The sequence below is a fragment of the Streptomyces sp. SID5469 genome, from assembly GCF_009862865.1.
GTDB classification, from domain to species: Bacteria; Actinomycetota; Actinomycetes; order Streptomycetales; family Streptomycetaceae; genus Streptomyces; species Streptomyces avermitilis.
Window position 1 is genome coordinate 1,367,806 of sequence record NZ_WWIN01000001.1, and the last position, 17,450, is coordinate 1,385,255.

Annotated in this window: 16 protein-coding genes; 11 read left to right on the forward strand and 5 right to left on the reverse strand. The window is 70.0% G+C overall.

Annotation, left to right across the window (positions count from 1 at the left end; translation table 11 throughout):
- Positions 1 to 218 precede the first annotated feature (218 nt).
- The 3 genes from GTY58_RS05835 (at position 219) to GTY58_RS05845 (ending at position 8,110) form a co-directional block, all read left to right on the forward strand.
- Positions 219 to 4,493 carry a HAMP domain-containing protein gene (locus GTY58_RS05835; RefSeq protein WP_010982523.1) on the forward strand — a complete coding sequence of 1,425 codons (4,275 nt, stop codon included), beginning with the start codon at positions 219 to 221 and terminating at the stop codon, positions 4,491 to 4,493.
- Positions 4,494 to 4,722: 229 nt separating this feature from the next.
- Positions 4,723 to 7,086: a SpoIIE family protein phosphatase gene (locus tag GTY58_RS05840; RefSeq protein WP_042492768.1), complete on the forward strand. Its 2,364-nt coding sequence runs from the start codon at positions 4,723 to 4,725 to the stop codon at positions 7,084 to 7,086.
- A gap of 136 nt (positions 7,087 to 7,222) precedes the next feature.
- Positions 7,223 to 8,110: an RNA polymerase sigma factor SigF gene (locus tag GTY58_RS05845; RefSeq protein ID WP_010982525.1), complete on the forward strand. Its 888-nt coding sequence runs from the start codon at positions 7,223 to 7,225 to the stop codon at positions 8,108 to 8,110.
- 63 nt (positions 8,111 to 8,173) lie between these two features.
- On the opposite strand, the gene GTY58_RS05850 is transcribed toward GTY58_RS05845, so the two are convergent.
- Positions 8,174 to 8,347 (reverse strand): CsbD family protein, encoded by a 174-nt coding sequence (locus tag GTY58_RS05850; protein ID WP_010982526.1) that lies wholly within the window; start codon positions 8,345 to 8,347, stop codon positions 8,174 to 8,176.
- 105 nt (positions 8,348 to 8,452) lie between these two features.
- A complete protein-coding gene (locus GTY58_RS05855) occupies positions 8,453 to 8,785 on the reverse strand; it encodes a hypothetical protein (protein ID WP_010982527.1) in 333 nt (110 codons plus the stop codon).
- Between the two features lie 113 nt (positions 8,786 to 8,898).
- Between GTY58_RS05855 and GTY58_RS39530 the strand changes: the two genes are divergently transcribed.
- A complete protein-coding gene (locus tag GTY58_RS39530; RefSeq protein WP_167544191.1) occupies positions 8,899 to 9,045 on the forward strand; it encodes a hypothetical protein in 147 nt (48 codons plus the stop codon).
- Between the two features lie 24 nt (positions 9,046 to 9,069).
- Here GTY58_RS39530 and GTY58_RS39535 read toward each other — a convergent pair whose 3' ends face one another.
- Entirely contained in the window at positions 9,070 to 9,246 is a 177-nt protein-coding gene (locus tag GTY58_RS39535) for a hypothetical protein (RefSeq protein ID WP_107083072.1), read from the reverse strand.
- A gap of 237 nt (positions 9,247 to 9,483) precedes the next feature.
- On the opposite strand from GTY58_RS39535, the gene GTY58_RS05860 reads away from it, so the two are divergent.
- Complete coding sequence (locus GTY58_RS05860) at positions 9,484 to 9,873, forward strand: STAS domain-containing protein (RefSeq protein ID WP_037650237.1); 390 nt, start codon at positions 9,484 to 9,486, stop codon at positions 9,871 to 9,873.
- A 245-nt stretch (positions 9,874 to 10,118) separates the two neighbouring features.
- Here the strand turns inward: GTY58_RS05860 and GTY58_RS05865 are convergent, their stop codons facing one another.
- Positions 10,119 to 10,550, reverse strand: coding sequence for a MarR family transcriptional regulator (locus GTY58_RS05865; protein WP_037650235.1), 432 nt, complete (start codon positions 10,548 to 10,550; stop codon positions 10,119 to 10,121).
- Between the two features lie 210 nt (positions 10,551 to 10,760).
- Here GTY58_RS05865 and GTY58_RS05870 point away from each other — a divergent pair, with 210 nt between their 5' ends.
- The 6 genes from GTY58_RS05870 (at position 10,761) to GTY58_RS05895 (ending at position 16,693) form a co-directional block, all read left to right on the forward strand.
- Positions 10,761 to 11,936, forward strand: a complete 1,176-nt coding sequence (locus GTY58_RS05870) for a PP2C family protein-serine/threonine phosphatase (protein ID WP_107083073.1) — start codon at positions 10,761 to 10,763, stop codon at positions 11,934 to 11,936.
- Positions 11,937 to 12,143: 207 nt separating this feature from the next.
- Positions 12,144 to 13,025, forward strand: coding sequence for an STAS domain-containing protein (locus GTY58_RS05875; RefSeq protein WP_037650330.1), 882 nt, complete (start codon positions 12,144 to 12,146; stop codon positions 13,023 to 13,025).
- A complete protein-coding gene (locus GTY58_RS05880; protein WP_010982533.1) occupies positions 13,022 to 13,441 on the forward strand; it encodes an STAS domain-containing protein in 420 nt (139 codons plus the stop codon). The genes GTY58_RS05875 and GTY58_RS05880 overlap by 4 nt, the downstream gene beginning before the upstream one ends.
- A gap of 47 nt (positions 13,442 to 13,488) precedes the next feature.
- Positions 13,489 to 13,884 (forward strand): anti-sigma regulatory factor, encoded by a 396-nt coding sequence (locus GTY58_RS05885; protein WP_010982534.1) that lies wholly within the window; start codon positions 13,489 to 13,491, stop codon positions 13,882 to 13,884.
- Complete coding sequence (locus GTY58_RS05890; RefSeq protein ID WP_010982535.1) at positions 13,881 to 14,954, forward strand: ATP-binding SpoIIE family protein phosphatase; 1,074 nt, start codon at positions 13,881 to 13,883, stop codon at positions 14,952 to 14,954. The genes GTY58_RS05885 and GTY58_RS05890 overlap by 4 nt, the downstream gene beginning before the upstream one ends.
- Positions 14,951 to 16,693 carry a SpoIIE family protein phosphatase gene (locus GTY58_RS05895; protein ID WP_010982536.1) on the forward strand — a complete coding sequence of 581 codons (1,743 nt, stop codon included), beginning with the start codon at positions 14,951 to 14,953 and terminating at the stop codon, positions 16,691 to 16,693. Before GTY58_RS05890 ends, GTY58_RS05895 begins: the two co-directional genes overlap by 4 nt.
- On the opposite strand, the gene GTY58_RS05900 is transcribed toward GTY58_RS05895, so the two are convergent.
- A complete protein-coding gene (locus GTY58_RS05900) occupies positions 16,684 to 17,190 on the reverse strand; it encodes a MarR family transcriptional regulator (protein WP_010982537.1) in 507 nt (168 codons plus the stop codon). The genes GTY58_RS05895 and GTY58_RS05900 overlap by 10 nt on opposite strands.
- Positions 17,191 to 17,450 lie beyond the last annotated feature (260 nt).

A 17,450-nucleotide genomic window follows, 5' to 3' on the forward strand; every position in this document is an offset into this window, starting at 1 on the left:
CAGCCCATCTTTGTGAGGTACCTCGCCGGGCCTTCCTCCCCGCACTTTGTTTGAAAGCTCCCAGGTGAGTTAATCTGCCGCGTATTTCTCTTGATGCGGTTCGGTGATCCGCCGGGGATCCGCGGGCGATAGAAGTGGGGTGATCGTCCGTGCTCCGGCGTGGTTTTCAGGCCTTTCACAGGAGCTCTTGGGGAGCGGGACGAGGGACGAGGGTGGGCATGAACAGCAAGACAGCCGAGGCCGAGAGCCGCACACCGGGTGATCAGGAGTTGCGTCAGCTGCTCGCCGGACTGACCGCGGTACGGGACGGGGACTTCGGTACCCGGCTGCCCGACGACACCGACGGGCTGCTGGGCGAGATCGCCACCGTCTTCAACGGCATGATCGACCAGTTGTCCGTGTTCACGTCGGAAGTGACACGCGTGGCCCGCGAGGTGGGCACCGAGGGCACTCTGGGCGGGCAGGCGGAGGTGCCGGGAGTCTCCGGCACCTGGGCCGATCTGACCGACTCCGTGAACGCCATGGCGGGCAATCTCACCACGCAGGTGCGCGACATCGCGCAGGTGGCGACCGCGGTGGCCAAGGGCGACCTCTCGCAGAAGATCGACGTACCGGCGCGCGGCGAGATCCTGGAGCTGAAGGAGACCGTCAACACGATGGTCGACCAGCTCTCCGCCTTCGCCGACGAGGTCACCCGCGTCGCGCGCGAAGTCGGCAGTGAAGGGCGCCTGGGCGGGCAGGCCCAGGTCCCCGGCGTCGGAGGCGTGTGGCGCGACCTCACCGATTCCGTCAACCTGATGGCGGGCAACCTGACCGCGCAGGTCCGTAACGTCGCCCAGGTGACCACCGCCGTGGCCAAGGGCGACCTCTCCCAGAAGATCACCGTGGACGCCCGCGGCGAGATCCTGGAACTGAAGAACACCATCAACACGATGGTCGACCAGCTCTCCGCCTTCGCCGACGAAGTCACCCGCGTCGCCCGGGAAGTCGGCACCGACGGACGTCTCGGCGGGCAGGCCGATGTGAAGGACGTCCGGGGCACCTGGCGTGATCTCACCGATTCGGTGAACTTCATGGCGGGCAACCTGACCGCCCAGGTCCGCTCCATCGCCCAGGTCGCCACCGCCGTGGCCAAGGGCGACCTCTCCCAGAAGATCACCGTGGACGCCCGCGGCGAGATCCTGGAGCTCAAGGACACCATCAACACGATGGTCGACCAGCTCTCCGCCTTCGCCGACGAAGTCACCCGCGTCGCCCGGGAAGTCGGCACCGCCGGCAACCTGGGCGGCCAGGCGACCGTACGCGGCGTCTCCGGTACCTGGAAGGACCTCACCGACAACGTCAACGTCATGGCGTCCAACCTCACGGGTCAGGTCCGTTCGATCGCCCAGGTCGCCACCGCCGTGGCCCGCGGTGACCTGTCGCAGAAGATCACGGTCGAGGCCAAGGGCGAGGTCGCCGCGCTCGCCGACGTCATCAACACCATGGTCGACACCCTGTCCGCGTTCGCCGACGAGGTCACCCGCGTCGCCCGCGAGGTCGGCACCGAGGGACGGCTGGGCGGCCAGGCGCACGTGCCGAACGTGGCGGGCACCTGGAAGGACCTCACCGACAACGTCAACTCGATGGCGAACAACCTGACCGGTCAGGTGCGCAACATCGCCCTGGTGACGACCGCCGTCGCCAACGGTGACCTGTCGAAGAAGATCGACGTCGACGCCCGCGGCGAGATCCTGGAACTCAAGACCACCATCAACACGATGGTGGACCAGCTCTCCTCGTTCGCGGCCGAGGTCACCCGCGTCGCCCGCGAGGTCGGCAGCGAGGGCAGGCTCGGCGGCCAGGCCGAGGTGGAGGGCGTCTCCGGTACCTGGAAGCGGCTCACCGAGAACGTCAACGAACTGGCGGGCAACCTGACCCGCCAGGTCAGGGCCATCGCCGAGGTGGCCAGTGCCGTCGCCGAGGGCGACCTCACCCGCTCGATCACCGTCGACGCCTCCGGGGAGGTGGCCGAACTCAAGGACAACATCAACTCGATGGTCGGCTCCCTGCGCGAGACCACCCGGGCCAACCAGGAGCAGGACTGGCTGAAGTCCAACCTGGCGCGCATCTCGGGCCTCATGCAGGGGCACCGTGACCTCGCGGTCGTGGCCGAGCTCATCATGGAGGAGCTGACGCCGCTGGTCTCCGCCCAGTACGGCGCCTTCTATCTCGCGGAGGAGACCGGCCGGGGCACCCAGCTGCGACTGATCGGCTCCTACGGCTATCCCGACGACACACAGCGTCCCGACCGCATCCCGCTCGGGCGCTCCCTGGTCGGCCAGGCCGCGCGCAATCGGCGTCCCATCACCGTCGACGACCTGCCGCCCGCCTATGTGACCATCTCCTCCGGTCTCGGGCAGATCTCGCCGACCGCGCTGAAGGTCCTGCCCATCGTGGTCGACGAACAGGTACTGGGCGTCATCGAACTGGCCTCGGTCACCCGCTTCACCCAGATCCACGAGGACTTCCTGGGACAGTTGATGGAGACCATCGGGGTCAACGTCAACACCATCGTCGCCAATGGCCGTACGGACGAGCTGCTCGGCGAGTCCCAGCGGCTGACGGCCGAACTTCAGTCCAGGTCCGAGGAGTTGCAGGTACAGCAGGACGAACTGCAGCGCTCCAACGCCGAGCTGGAGGAGAAGGCCACGCTGCTGGCCACTCAGAACCGCGACATCGAGGCGAAGAACCTGCAGATCGAACAGGCCCGCCAGGAGCTGGAGGCACGGGCACAGCAGCTGTCGCTCGCCTCGAAGTACAAGTCGGAGTTCCTGGCCAACATGAGCCACGAACTGCGTACTCCCCTCAACAGCCTGCTGATCCTCGCCCAGTTGCTGGCACAGAACCCGTCCCACAACCTCACTCCGAAGCAGGTCGAGTACGCGGGGATCATCCACTCGGCGGGTTCCGACCTGCTGCAGCTGATCAACGACATCCTCGACCTGTCGAAGGTCGAGGCCGGCAAGATGGACATCTCTCCCGAACGCGTCGCCCTGCGCCGTCTGCTCGACTATGTAGAAGCGACGTTCCGGCCGATGACGAGCCAGAAGAGCCTCGAATTCACCATGAGCACCGCCCCGGGCGTCCCCGTGGACCTGCTCACCGACGATTCCCGGCTGCGGCAGGTGCTGCGCAATCTGCTCTCGAACGCCGTCAAGTTCACCGAACGCGGCGGCGTCGGACTGCACATCGAGCCGGCCGTCGACCAGAACATCCCTGCCGCCGTCCACCGCGGTGGCGCCGTCGTGGCCTTCCACGTCAAGGACACCGGAATCGGCATTCCCGAGCAGCAGTTGGAGACGATCTTCGGAGCGTTCCAGCAGGCGGACGGGACCACGAGCCGCAAGTACGGCGGAACCGGACTCGGACTGTCCATCACCCGCGAGATCGCCCATCTGCTCGGTGGTGCGGTCACCGTGGACAGCACACCCGGACAGGGCAGCACGTTCACTCTCTATCTGCCGGTCGCCCGCGCCGACTTCGAGGAGCTCGCCCAGGGAGCCCAGCCCGGTGAGGCGAGCCAGGGGGACGGTGCGGCCGACCACCCCCGGGGGTCCCAAGCCCTCACCGGTGCCGGCGGGCCCACGCACCGCAGGCGCCGGATCCTGGTCGTCGAGGAGCGGCCCCGGGGTCTGCTGACCCTCGTCGCGGAGAGCACCGTGGCCAACCTGACGAGAGGACACCACGGCGGCGATCCGCGTGAAGTCATCGACGTCACCACCACGGTGGACGCCCAGGAGGCGGCCGGCGCCCTGGCGGCGGAACCGTGCCACTGCGTGGTCCTCGAACTCGGCATGTCGGGCGGTGAGGCCTCACGGTTCCTCGACGCCCTGGACGGGGACCCCGCGCTGGCCTCCGTACCCGTCCTGGTCCACAACGGACAACGCGCCGACGTGACGCTGGATCCGGCACTGCGGTCCCGTTCCGCGGCCCGCTCGCTGGAGATCTTCTCCAGCCTCGACGAGCTGCGGGAACGGATCGCCCTGCATCTGTCGGCCGAGGAACCCGGGGACGTGCTGCCCCTCGTCCGCCCGGAGAAGCCCCAGCCGGAGCAGACGCTGGTGGTGGACGGCACCTTCACCGGCCGGACCGTCCTCGTCGTCGACGACGACGCCCGCAACCTCTTCGCGCTCAGCGGGATCCTGGAACTCCACGGATTCAAGGTGCTGCACGCGGAGAACGGCAGGAAGGGCGTCGACACCCTGCTCGCTCATCCCGAGATCTGCCTGGTGCTGATGGACGTGATGATGCCCGAGATGGACGGCTACGCGGCGACCACGGAAATCCGGAGCATGTCCCAGTACACCGACCTTCCGGTCGTCGCCGTCACCGCGAAGGCGATGCCCGGCGACCGGGAGAAGGCCCTGCAGTCCGGAGCCAGTGACTACGTCACCAAGCCGGTCGACGCGAACGACCTCATCGCCTGCGTCCGACGCTGGCTGTCCGCCTGAAGCAGCACGGCCTCCGGACCACCCGCACCTCCGGAGGCCGTGCGTCTTCCCCAGCCCGGCGTGTTCTGCCTGCCAGCCGAGGAGCACCAGCACAGTGACCACTCCCCACCAGCCCGGTGAACCCGCCCGGGGCGAGGAGCCGTTCGGCTCCCCCACTCGCCCGCCGGCCTTTGTCGAGTTGCCCCACCAGAGCACGTCACCTTCCGAGCCGAGCGCAACGGCGGACGGGGTGGCGAGTGCCGAGGCGCAGTCCGTCGCCGGCCGGCTCGCGACGACCGTCGAGCGGCTGCGGCGCGAGGTCTGGGCGGCCCAGGCCGCCGCGGACGGACGCGCTCTCCTCGAACTCGCGAAGGGAATCCTGATCGAGCGCCTCGGCTTCGGTCCGACGGAGGCCGCCCGGCATCTGACGGCCCTGGCCGAGCGGGCCGGCGTGCCACCGCTCGAACTCGCGGTCGACGTCATCAATCAGGCGGCCCGCGACCGGCTCTCGGAGATCGCCACGGAGCTCGTCGCCGACTCGGCCGCTCTTCCCGAGCGTGCCGACGCCCGGGACCGTTCGTCCACGGCCGTCCGGTTGCGTGCGGCAGAGAGCGGCGCCCTGGCGGCGGACGACGCGCAGTCCGTCGCCGACTCCCTGCTCCAGCACGCGCTGGCTCCGCTCGGCGCGAGCGCCGTGGCCGTATGGGCGGCACGGGCCGACGGCTCCCTCACGCTCGCGGGCAGCGCGGGATTCTCCAGGGCCGAGTCCGCCCGCTGGTGCTACATCCCGCCGGGCGTGGCGACCGTCGCCAGGCAGGCGCTCACCGAGCGCGGTACGCAGTGGTTCCCCTCGCTGACCGAGGCGGATGTTCCGTCCATCGGCCGCAGTGAATTCCCGGACGGCGGCAGGGTCGCCGTCCCCGCCGGCACCGGCGGTCGTATCCACGGTGTGCTGGAGATCAGCTGGCCCGCTCCCCTGGCACCGCAGCCCCCGCAGATCGTGCGGCAGGTCGAAGCCCTGGCCGAGCTGTGCGCCCACACCCTCGAGACGCAGACCCCGTTGGCCGGTCCCTCCCCGGTCGGAGAGCCGCGCGCCCTGGCGGCCTCCTCGGAACTGGTGCACCTGGCCGAAGGACTGCACGATCCGGCTCTGGTCCTCGTACCGCACGCCGATGACAACGGGTACCTGGTCGACTTCCGCATCGACTACGTCAACGGGCGTTTCCTCGACCCGGCGGGACGCCCGCGCAGCGCCGTGAACGGTGCGCTGTTCCTGGAGGCCTATCCCATGGCCGCCGGGGACAGCGAACTCTTCGAGCAGATCGAGCGGGTGTACGCCACCGGGGAGCCGTTCCGCGCCCAGCGGATGACGCTCACGGCGCTGGTGGAGCAGGTACCGCTGTCCGCCGTCGCCGACATTCACGTCAGTCGGCACGGCAGCAGCCTCATCCTCATCTGGCGCCTCGAGAACGAGGCCGCACGCCTTGCCAGCCTCCTGCAGAACGCCCAGCGGCTGGGACGTATCGGCGGCTTCGAGGAGAACCTGCTCACCGACGAGATCACCTGGAACAGCCAGTTGTACGCGCTCTTCGGGCGGCCCACGTACAGCTCTCCGGTGCCTGTGCAGGAGCTGGCGGCCCATGCCCATCCGGACGACACCGTGGCCATCGGCCGATTCCTGCGGACCATAGTGCACCACCGCCGCCCCGCCTCGGCGGCCTTCCGGCTCCAGCGCCCGGACGGCGTGACCCGGCACATGCGGGTGGTGGCGGAGCCTGTCCTGGACGCGGACAAGCGGCTGCTCGCCGTCCGCGGCGCCTACCAGGACATCTCCGCACAGCACTGGACCGAGGTGGCCCTCGCCGTCACCCGCGACCAGCTCGCGCACACCGAGCAGCAGGCCGCCGAGCGCAATCGGCTGGCTCTCCAGCTGCAGCACGCCATCATGCCCCCGACCCAGGCGCCGCTGGAGATCCCACAGCTCCAGCTCGCGGTCCGGTACCGGCCCGCCGAGACCGATCAACTGGTCGGAGGCGACTGGTACGACGCCGTCGTCCTGCCCTCCAAGCTGGTGCTCCTGTGCGTCGGCGACGTCGCCGGCCACGGAATCGAGGCCGCGACGAGCATGGTCGTCCTGCGCAACGCGCTGCGTGGCCTCGCGGTGACCGGCGCAGGGCCGGCCCAACTGCTGTCCTGGCTCAACATCGTCGCCCACCATCTGACCGGAGCGGTGACGGCCACGGCCGTGTGCGGTCTGTACGATCCGTCCCGCCGCGTCCTGCGCTGGGCGCGGGCGGGTCACCTCCCGCCCGTCGTGGTCCGCGGCCCGGAGGCCACCCCGCTGCCTCTCGTACGAGGGATGCTGCTCGGTGCGGTGGCGGAGGCCACGTACGAGGAGGAGGAAGTGTCCCTGGAGCCCGGCGACACCCTGCTGATGTACACCGACGGCCTGATCGAGCGGCGCGACGTGTCCGTGGAAGAGGCGCTGGCCCAGCTGCTCATCACCGCCCGGGCACAGACGCCGAGCCTGTCCCATCAGCTGGACCGGCTGCTCACCTACAGCAGGTCGGACACGGACGACGACACATGCATCGTGGGCATCCGCGTGTCGTGACCCGTCGGCGCGCACCGGTCCGAGGTGCCCTCCTGGGCGCGTCCGGCCTGGCCGTGTGTTTGTGGCGTGAAGATCGAGAAGAGGGGTACACGGGGCTGGCCCCCGTCCGTTTCCCGAGTCAAAAAGGGTGGATCGAATGACAGCCGTGGCCGCACCCGCCGCGACCCGCACCACTGGGCAGCACCCGACCGCACCGGCACACGAGGTCGAACTCGACGCCATCGCCGACCCGTTGGCGGTGAGCCCGAAGGACGCGCGCGAGCTCTCTCGCCACTTCTTCGCCCGCCTGTCCGTGCTCGAGGAGGGCACTCAGGACTACCAGTACGTGCGCAACACCCTCATAGAGATGAACCTGACGCTCGTCAGGTACGCGGCCTCGCGCTTCCGCAGCCGAGGCTCCGGTGAGATGGAAGACATCGTTCAGGTCGGAACGATCGGCCTGATCAAGGCCATCGACCGGTTCGAGCTGTCGCGGGAGGTCGAGTTCGCGTCCTTCGCCGTCCCCTACATCGTGGGCGAGATCAAGCGCTTCTTCCGGGACACCAGCTGGGCCGTCCATGTGCCGCGGCGCCTCCAGGAGGCACGGGTGGAGCTGGCCCAGGCCACCGACGAACTCAGCCGGCGCACCGGCCGCACTCCGACGGTACGGGAACTGGCGGAGCTCATGTCCCTGACCGAGGAGGAGGTCATCGAGGCGCGCAAGGCGGCGAACGCCTACCGGAGCTCCTCCCTGGACGCGTCCCTCTCCGGCGACGGGTCCGCCGACAACGAGTCGGTCCTCGCCGACTTCATCGGGCGGGAGGAAACGGCGCTGGAGCTGATCGAGGACATGCACTCCCTCGCGCCCCTCGTCGCTCAGCTCGACGAACGTGACCGGCGGATCCTGCATCTGCGGTTCGTCGACGAACTCACCCAGGCGCAGATCGGGGAACGGCTGGGCATCTCCCAGATGCACGTCTCACGCCTGATCAACAAGATCATCACCACGCTGCGTGCGGGACTGCTCAGCGAGTGCACGGGCTGACCCCGAGCACGGCCGTGGGGCCGCGGTCCGGTGGACCGCGGCCCCACTGCGTTGCCCGGGTCGTCAGTGCTTGAAGACGTCCTTCGTCTTCTCCTTCGCCTGGCGGGCGTCACCCTTCGACTTCTCCGCCTGTCCCTCGGCGGCCATCCGCTCGTTGCCCACGGCACGGCCGGCCGCCGCCTTGGCCTTGCCCTTGGCCTGTTCCATCTTTGCCTTGGCCTTCTGATCGCCAGCCACAGATCTTCACTCCAAGCCGCCATCGACAATGCGTTGTCGCTTCAACGAGTGACCCCCTGCGCCACATCCAAACCCGGCATTCGCCGCCATTTCCGGGCGTTCTCCCTAATGGCCGTCGAGCTGATCGCGGTGCGCGGGATCACCGAGGTGCTTGCCCTCGTCGAACTCGGGCGATCCCTTGATCTCGGCCTTGGTCCGCGCCACCACGATCTTCTTCTCCTCGTGGTCGACGCCGGTGATGCCGGCGGCCGGCAGCATCACCTTCCTGCCGAAGATCCACACTCCGGTGTCGACGAGAACGTACTGGGAGTCGACCAGACGGGACTGTTTGTCGACCTTGCCGACGCGCCCGTCGGCGGCCTCGACCCGGTATCCCGCCAGATCCGCGTCCGGAGTGTGGCCGGCGGTCGGAACGAAGGACGAGATGTTGTCACTCACGCGTACTCCTCGGGTTGGTTTCTCATCGGGCGTGCACCGGACCGGCTGACCGGTCCGAAGCCGGGTAGACGGACGAGGAAAACGTCCGTTCCGACATCCTCAGGAGACAAGACATGCCCGGAATCGTGGACCGGATCAAGCAGTTCGCCAGGAGCCCCCAGGGCCGGCGCACCGTCGCCGAGGCGCGCCGTGCCGCGGCCGATCCCCGTCGACGCGCTCAGGCTCAGCGCCTGCTGGGGAAGTTCCGCGGACGGCGCTGACCTCTCCGTCGGGCAGGTTTCCTGTCAGCGTCTGCGGCTCCGGCTCGCCCAGCCGGAGCCGATGCCCGCGACATGGAGGGACAGCAGGGCCAGCCCGATCAGCATGAAATTGGTGGAGGTGAAGACGTCGTTCGTCGCGATGTCGGCCGCATTGATGAGGAAGGCGATGAAGAACAGTACTGCTGCAACGATGCCGAGCATGGCATCTCCTCTCGTCGGTGGCACCCGTATGCCCCCGACAGGAGGGAGTACGCGGTGCACCGCGAAGCAGCCGGTGACTTCCGCCGACACGTGTGGCGGGCCGTTTGGCGGGTAATCGGGCCGTGCTCGCTGCGGGTCGGCGCCCAGTACCGCGAGAGGTTGATCACGCGGGCCGGGCGTCCCGCCGGGCATCGGCGCCTGACCTCAGGGTAGGCGAGCCATGTCAGCCAGTGCTTGATGGAGGAAATTGTGTCGACGGAACAAGCCCCCCTGTCCATTGATGTGACGCTCCCCCGGGAGGACGTCGCACTTGTCACCGTCAAGGGGTTCTTGGACGTCGACACGGGGACCGAGCTCCACCACCATCTCGCCAACCAGATGCATCACGGTCGGCGACATCTGCTGCTGGACCTCTCCGCGGTTCCCTTCATGGATTCGTCCGGCATCAACATCATCCTCAAGGCCTACAAGGAGACGCGCCGCGTCGAGGGCAGCGTGCGCCTCATCGATCCCGCTCCGGCGGTGCAGCGGATCCTCGACCTCACCGGCGTGAGTCTGACGGTTCCGTCCGCCAAGAGCCTCGACGAAGCCCTCGCCGAGACGGGCGATGCGACGGACCGGCAGTAGCGGGGGCCGCCCCCGGCCGGCGCGCGGGTTCCACCTGACCCACCCCGGCCACCCGGTCCGCCCGGTGAGCGGGCCGCGTCGGGGACAATAGTTGCCGTTTGACAACTGTAGTCGTGAGGCAACAAAGTGTGAGGCGTCTCAGGCGCGGGAGGATCCGAGATGTGGCGGGCGACAGCGGCCGACCGTACCGAGCGACCAAGGCATGAGCGCCGCGCCTCGACGCGCACCGCCGGCCGGGGCGGTCCTCACGCCGTGCGGGCGTCCGCTCCCTCGTGCTCCTGGATCTGCGCCGCCGCGGTGGCGCAGAAGGCTTCGAGCCCTTGCAGGAGTGCCGTTCGCTTGGCGGCGGGCATCCGTGCCAGCACGGACTCCAGGGCACTCTCGCGGCGTGACCGCACCTCGGCCAGGAACGAGCTGCCCCGATGGCTCAGATACAGGCACAGCTCACGGCGGCTGGTCGCGCTCACCGCGCGCTCCACGAACCCCACCGCCTGGAGCCGGTCGCAGAGTCTGCTGGTCGACGGCGGGCTGGAGCCGAGTGCGTCGGCAAGGGTGCGCAGATTGATGCCCTCGTTGTGCTCGAGAATGAAGAGCACACGCAGCTGGGAGGCGGAAACAGGCGCTGTCGAGGCGCGCCCCCACAGGATTTCCAGCAGTTCGGCCGCCTCTGAGGTCACACGCGCCACCTCAGTGGGGTGCGGGCGCGTGCTGGAGGACGTCACCGTCTCACTCTCCCAGGGTGCTCGGGGGCTGTCAGCTCGCCGGGGCGACAGCTCGCAACCAACCATAGACACCGGCACCGGCGCATGGGCGATGGCCTCCCCTGGAACGTGGGTGCGAAATCGTACTAGTCGAAGAATGGCGTATCCGACATCGTGAACAGATTCGTGGCAGTCGAACGGGCTCTGCGCACCGCGGCTCCCCACCAGTTGCTGGACGCGCTCCGCGAGGTGCTGCGCAACCGGTACGCGGCCGAGTCCGTCGAGTTCCTCCTGGCCGACTACGGGGTCACGGTCCTGCAGCCCCTCTCCCCCGAGGTCTCCGCCACTGGCCCCGTCCCGCTGCACGACAGCCGGGCCGGCCGGGCCTTCGGTGCCCAGGAGCCCTTCCTGGAGGAGCCGGCCGACGGCCTGGCCCGCGTGCATCTGCCGGTGACGGTACGGGGCGACCGGCTCGGCGTCCTCACCGTCACGCTGCCCTCCGAGGACGTGAAGGACTCGCTGCCCGAGCTCCGCGAGATCGCCGAGGTCCTGGGCCACGCGGTGATCGTGGCCGAGCGGGACACCGACGTGTACGTACAGGCACGGCGCAAGGACCGGCTCACGCTGGCGGCCGAGATGCAGTGGCAGCTGCTCCCCGGCCGTTCCTGCTCCCGGCCGGAGTACGCGCTCGGTGCCCAGCTCGAGCCCGCGTACGCGATCTTCGGTGACAACTTCGACTGGTCCGCCGACCCCGACCGCCTGATGCTCTACATCACCAACGGCATGGGCGAGGGCATCGAGGCCTCCCTGCTGACCAGTCTGGGCATCAACGCGCTGCGCAACGCACGGCGGGCGGGGATCCCCATCGAGGATCAGGCGGCCCTCGCCGATCAAGCCGTCTACGCCCAGTACCGCGGCACGTCATATCTGGCCGTGCTCCTGGTCGAGTTCGAGCTGTCCACCGGCCGCATGAAGGTGGTCGACGCGGGCTCGCCCCGCATGCTGCGGCTGCGCGGCAGAAGCGTCGAAGCGGTGGATTTCGAGGCCCAGTTGCCGCTGGGCATGTTCGAGGAGACCGACTACGTCGCGCAGGAGTTCCACGTCGAACCGGGTGACCGTCTCGTCTTCGTGAGCGACGGTGTGCACGGCGTCGCCGCGCCGGGGGGTGAGACGTACGGGGAGAAGGCGTTGACCAGGGCCATCACCGCCACGAGGCTGCTTTCGGCGGCGGAGGTGCCCCACGCGGTCCTCAGAGAGCTGTCCGGCCACCGCGGCGGCCCGTCGCCCGCGGACGACGCACTCGTCGTATGCCTGGACTGGTACGGCCGCCGAGGGGCCTCCCCGGCTCCCGAAGGTGATTGACCCGAACTCGTCATCCAAAGTGGCATGCGCGGGACGCGGTTGGGCAGGTTTCCGCGTCGTCGGACGATCTCCGGGGTATCGGTTGTCGCTCACGATCCGGCCATGACTACAGTTGCCGTGCGACAAGAAACCGCCTTTCCCCGGCGAGCCCCACAGCCAGGAAACCTTACATACGAAGGAGACACATACGTGACGGATCAGGAGCCGGTGGCACACCACGAGGCGCCGACACAGGCGCTCGGGGACTTTCTGCGACGCCGCCGCGAGCAGATCGCCCAGCGCTGGGCCGACGAGGCACTGTTCCGCACGGTCTTCACGGTGTCCCGCGACGAGGCCGTGGAAGCGGCCGGGGCCGTGGTGGAGGCACTCGCCGCGGTGGCGTTCTCGGAGCGGATCGAGAACCTGGGAGCCACCGGCTTCGCCGCCGTGCGGGAACAGCTCGGACGCATGGCGGCCGCGCGCTCCCGGGCAGGCGCCTCGGCCGACCAGATCGCCGACGACGTGTCGGCGCTGCGCCCCTCGATCACGGAACTCCTGAACGCCGACCTGTCCGAGGCGCCGGACGAGGACGCCCGCGAGCTGCTGATCACTCTCACCGTCCTCCTGGGCACCCTGCGACTCGTCGTCCTGGAGACGGTGCTGACCGCCGGCGAGGAACTCATCGAACGGCAGCGTCTCCAACTGCTCGAAGTGGCCACGCCCGTCATCAAACTGTGGACCGGCATCGTCGCCGTGCCCCTCATCGGCACCCTCGACAGCGCCCGCAGCCAGGTGGTGATGGAGAGCCTCCTGGACGCCGTCGTCGCGCAGCAGGCCCGGTTCGCCATTCTGGACATCACCGGCGTACCGACCGTCGACTCCTTGGTGGCACAGCACCTGATGAAGACGGTGGCAGCGGCGCGCCTCATGGGGGCCGAGTGCATCGTCTCGGGCATCCGGCCGGCGATCGCGCAGACCATCGTGCACCTCGGGATCGACCTGGGCACCGTTGTGACCCGTGCGAGCCTCGCGGACGCACTCGGTTACGCCCTGCACCGGCAGGGCGCCGTGATCGTCGATCAGGCGTCGGCCGGTGGGATCCAGCAGTGATCGGCGACCCCCTCGGCCGACCAGGCATCCATGTACCCGTACTCAAACTCGGCAATGTCCTTCTCGTCACCCTCCAGGGCGACCTGCACGACCACGCCGCGGAACAGTTGCAGCAGGACATCGGCGAGGCCGTCGCGAGCAGCGCCGTGACGGGCGTCGTCATCGACGTCTCCGGCGTGGAGATCGTCGACTCCTTCCTCGGCAGGGTGTTCGCGGAGATCGCCGCGACCGCCCGGCTGCTGGCCGCGCAGACCATCGTGGCCGGTATGCGGCCCGCGGTCGCCATCACCCTGGTCGAGCTGGGCCTGACCCTGCCCGGACTGCGGACGGCGCTCGACGCCGAGCAGGCCATGCGGCTGCTGACCGGGACACCACCGCACCTGCCGCACGTTCCAGGCCGCCGGGAGAGCGCGTGACGGAGACTTCGGGCCGCGTCGCCGCCTGCCTGCCGATCCGCTCGGACATGGATCTCGCATGGGTGCGGCAGCATGTGCGGCAGGCGGCCGCCGAGCTCGGTTTCGGCCTGGTGGATCAGACCAAACTGGTCACCGCGGCCAGCGAGCTCGCCCGCAACACACTCATCCACGGCGGAGGGGGGCAGGTCCAGTGCACTCCCCTCGAGATCGGCCGGTCCCGGGGGCTTCGCCTCACCTTCAGCGACGAAGGACCGGGAATCGCCGACATCGAGCAGGCGCTGGGCGACGGCTACACCTCGGGCGGCGGGCTCGGGCTGGGGCTCGGCGGTGCCCGGCGGCTGGTGCACGAGTTCTCCATCGACAGCCGTCCGGGAGAGGGGACTTCGGTCACCGTCATCTGCTGGTCCGCGGGTGCGCCGCACACGCGAGAGGAGACGCGATGACACGCGTCCGAGAAGTGCCCGTGCACGACTCGACCCGCGTCCGGGACGTCCGGGTGGCCGCCGAGGCTACGGCCCGGCAGGCGGGGCTCGATGAGGACCGCACCGCCGCAGCCGCGCTCGTGGCCACCGAACTCGCCACCAACCTGCTCAAGCACGCGGGCGGCGGCCGGATACTGATCGACTCCGTGGACGCGTACCTCGGGCCCCCGACGGCGTCACCCGACCCTGTCGTACAGATCGTGGCCATCGACCACGGCCCCGGGATCACCGATCTGCCCGCCGCGCTGGGAGACGGCTTCTCCACCGCCTCGTCGCTGGGCGCGGGACTGGGCACATGCCGGCGGGTCGCCGACGCGTTCGACCTGCACAGCTCGCCGGGCCGGGGCACCGTCGCCCTGGCCCGGATCCATGGCGCGGCCAAGAGCCGGGCCGAACGCCACGAGCGGCGCGCCGACGCTCCGGTCCGGGCCGGCGGGATCAACATCCCTCTCGCGGGCGCCGATGTGTCGGGCGACGCCTGGGCCTGCGTACGCGCCGCCGATCGCGTCACTCTGCTCCTGGCCGACGGCCTGGGCCACGGCCCCGGTGCGGCCCACGCCTCGGACGCTGCCGTGGAGCAGCTGCACCGCTCCGCACACCTGTCTCCGCCGGAGCTGCTCGCGCAGCTGCACACCGCCCTCCGTGACACCCGGGGTGCCGCCGTCGCGGTCGCCCAACTCGACCTGGCCGCCGGGAGTCTGTCCTTCTCCGGCATCGGGAACGTCGGCGCCCGGCTGCGCTCCGGCGACAGCTGGAAGCCGCTCCTGTCCCACCCCGGGATCGTCGGCGCACACCGTCCGGCGCGGATGCCCCATCACCGGGTGCCGTGGACGGACGACAGCCTCCTCGTTCTGCACAGTGACGGCCTGCCCAGCCGGTGGACCCCTCCGCCCGCCGTCCCGCTCGGCGCCCTGGACCCCGCGGTGACGGCCGCCGCGATCGTCCGCGACGCCAGCAGTTCCGCCCGGCCCGTACGCGACGACACCGCGGTGGCGGTGCTGTCCTCCACGCCACCGGACCCACGACCATGACCCACACCTGGTACATCAGCACCGTCACCGACGCGGCCGGTGCCCGGATCGCCGTCGCGCGCCTCGCGGCCGCCCACGGCGTCCCCGTCCTCGACCGCACCCGCCTGGTCACCGCGCTGACCGCGCAGCTGCGGCAGTGCCTCACCAAGGGCGGCGCCTGGCGACTCGTCCTGGAGACCGTCGCCCCGGCGGCCGGCCAGGAGCACGGCCGGCTCGACGTCACCCTGTGTCCGGGCCGGGACGGCACCGCAGCCGAGCGGCCGGCCTGGCACGCGGCCGTCGACTTCACCGAACCGGGCGACCTCGACGCGGTCGCCCGGGTGGCGGCCGACCCCGCGACCCTGGCCGACGCGCTCTTCGGCGCGGACGAAGACACCGCACGGGTCATGGAGAAGCTCACCGAACAGGAAGCGCTGGTCGCCTTCCACCGTGAGGAGCTGCACCAGACGAACCAGGGCGTCCTCGCCCTGCACGCCGAACTCGACGCGGCCGGCGAGGCCCAGCGCGAACTTTTCGCCGCCGAACGGGAGGCGCGTCAGGAGGCGGAGAAGGCGCGCCACAGGCTGACCTTTCTGGCCGACGCCAGCGCGGCCCTGACCTCCTCTCTCAACCATGAGGAGATCCTGCGCCGGCTCCCGGAACTCCTGACCCCGGCCTATGCCGAGAGCGTCGATGTGTGGCTGTTCGCGGACGAGGACAAGCAGCGACAGAGTCCCCGCCCCGCGGCGGCCGTCACCGCCGCGCGTACCGGCCGCCCCCAGTACGCCGCCGAGCACCCCGGTGGCCTGCCCGGTGTGGACGACGTACCCCCGTCCGCCCTGCGCCCCGACCGGCCCCTGCTCTGCATCCCGCTGCCCATTCGCCGGGCGCCCCTGGGCGTGATGACGCTCACGCCACCGGGCGAGCGGTGGGACCCGGACGACGCCGTGATGCTTCTCGAACTGGCCCGCAGAGCGGGCATCGCGATCGACAACGCGCAGCGCTTCGAGCACAGCCGCGACATCGCCGAAACACTGCAACGCGCCCTGCTGACCGACTTGCCCACGACGCCCGGACTACACCTGGCCGCCCGCTATCTTCCGGCCACGCACGGACTGAACATCGGCGGCGACTGGTACGACGCCTTCCGGCAGCCGGACGGGAGTCTGATCACCGTCATCGGCGACGTCACCGGGCACGGTCTGCACGCCGCCGTGATGATGAGCCAGCTGCGCACCGCGCTGCGTGCCTACGCCGTCGACGGAGGCAGCCCGGGCCAGCTCCTCACGCGGCTGCACCTGTTCCTCCACCATCTGCAGCCGGACCTGTACGCGACGGCGGTCATCGCCCGTTTCCGCCCCGACGAGCCGACGGTCACCTGGGCCGCCGCCGGTCATCCCCCACCGGTGCTGCGCCTGCCCGACGGGCGCGTACGCACGCTGGACGCCAAGCCGGGCGCGATGCTGGGCATCCCGCTGGGCCAGGACATCGGCGACCACACCGTACGGATGCCGCCCGGCTCGACGCTCGCCCTGTACACAGACGGGCTCGTCGAGCGGCGCGCTCACGGGATAGACCCGGGTATCGGGCGTCTGGCCACGGCGCTCTCGGCCCTGCGCGGCCCGGACCTGGACGAGGACCTGGACGCCTCCGCCGACCGGATCCTCGACCCACTGCTGTGCGACTCGGAGCGCGACGACGACATATGCCTTCTGCTCTGTCACATCGACAGCGAGCCGGTGCCGGCGCTTCACTCCTGAGCGCGCCGGTGCCTGTCCCCGCCCGCCCCGGGACGGGCACGGGCTTCGTGGAAGGCGTGCAGACCGTGCTCCAGCGACGTCCGCTGCGCCGGGGGCATGGCGGCGAGCACGGTCGCAAGGCTCCGTGACCTCCGCTCCGCGACCTCCAGGAGGACCCGCCGTCCGTGCGGGGTGACCCGCAACTGCAGCTCGCGCCGGTTGCGGGGATGCGACATCCGCTCCAGCAGGCCCGCGGCCTCGAGCCGGTCGCAGAGCCGGCTGGCCGCGGGCAGTGCGATCCCGAGGGTGTCGGCCAGTGCCGTGAGATTGAGTTCCGACCGGTGCCACACGGCTCGGAGGGCTTTCAGCTGGTAGGCGGACAGGCGCGGGCTGACGGCCTCGGCGGCCGCGGTCCACAGGGTCACGAGGTTCTCCACCGCGTCCGCGACCTGCCGGGCCACCGCCTCGGGGCGACGGCCCGCATCAGCTGCGTCACTCGGCTCCCTCTCATCCCGCACGGTTCATCACGTGCTCCCCCGGCCCGTGCGCGGGTCCGTCGGTCCCTGGTCGAAGCCGCCTCGACCAGGCCCGGGCGTCGCCCGCGTCCCGGCCCCCGGCCGGGGTCCGGCGAGCCACAGGCCACAGCGGTATGTCACACACAGTTCTCTTTCTCCGGGTGGCGCCTACACGGTTGTCCTGATGCGCGGCCTACCCGAGGAGCCGGATAGTACGCAGGCTGCGAGCAGCTTCTTCATGGGATCGCCGCACAATACGCGGG

Coding starts and splice junctions, on each gene's coding strand:
- GTY58_RS05835 (WP_010982523.1), top strand. CDS start 219: ATGAACAGCAAGACAGCCGAGGCCGAGAGCCGCACACCGGGTGATCAG.
- GTY58_RS05845 (WP_010982525.1), top strand. CDS start 7,223: ATGACAGCCGTGGCCGCACCCGCCGCGACCCGCACCACTGGGCAGCAC.
- GTY58_RS39530 (WP_167544191.1), top strand. CDS start 8,899: ATGCCCGGAATCGTGGACCGGATCAAGCAGTTCGCCAGGAGCCCCCAG.
- GTY58_RS39535 (WP_107083072.1), bottom strand. CDS start 9,246: ATGCTCGGCATCGTTGCAGCAGTACTGTTCTTCATCGCCTTCCTCATC.
- GTY58_RS05860 (WP_037650237.1), top strand. CDS start 9,484: ATGGAGGAAATTGTGTCGACGGAACAAGCCCCCCTGTCCATTGATGTG.
- GTY58_RS05885 (WP_010982534.1), top strand. CDS start 13,489: ATGGATCTCGCATGGGTGCGGCAGCATGTGCGGCAGGCGGCCGCCGAG.
- GTY58_RS05890 (WP_010982535.1), top strand. CDS start 13,881: ATGACACGCGTCCGAGAAGTGCCCGTGCACGACTCGACCCGCGTCCGG.
- GTY58_RS05895 (WP_010982536.1), top strand. CDS start 14,951: ATGACCCACACCTGGTACATCAGCACCGTCACCGACGCGGCCGGTGCC.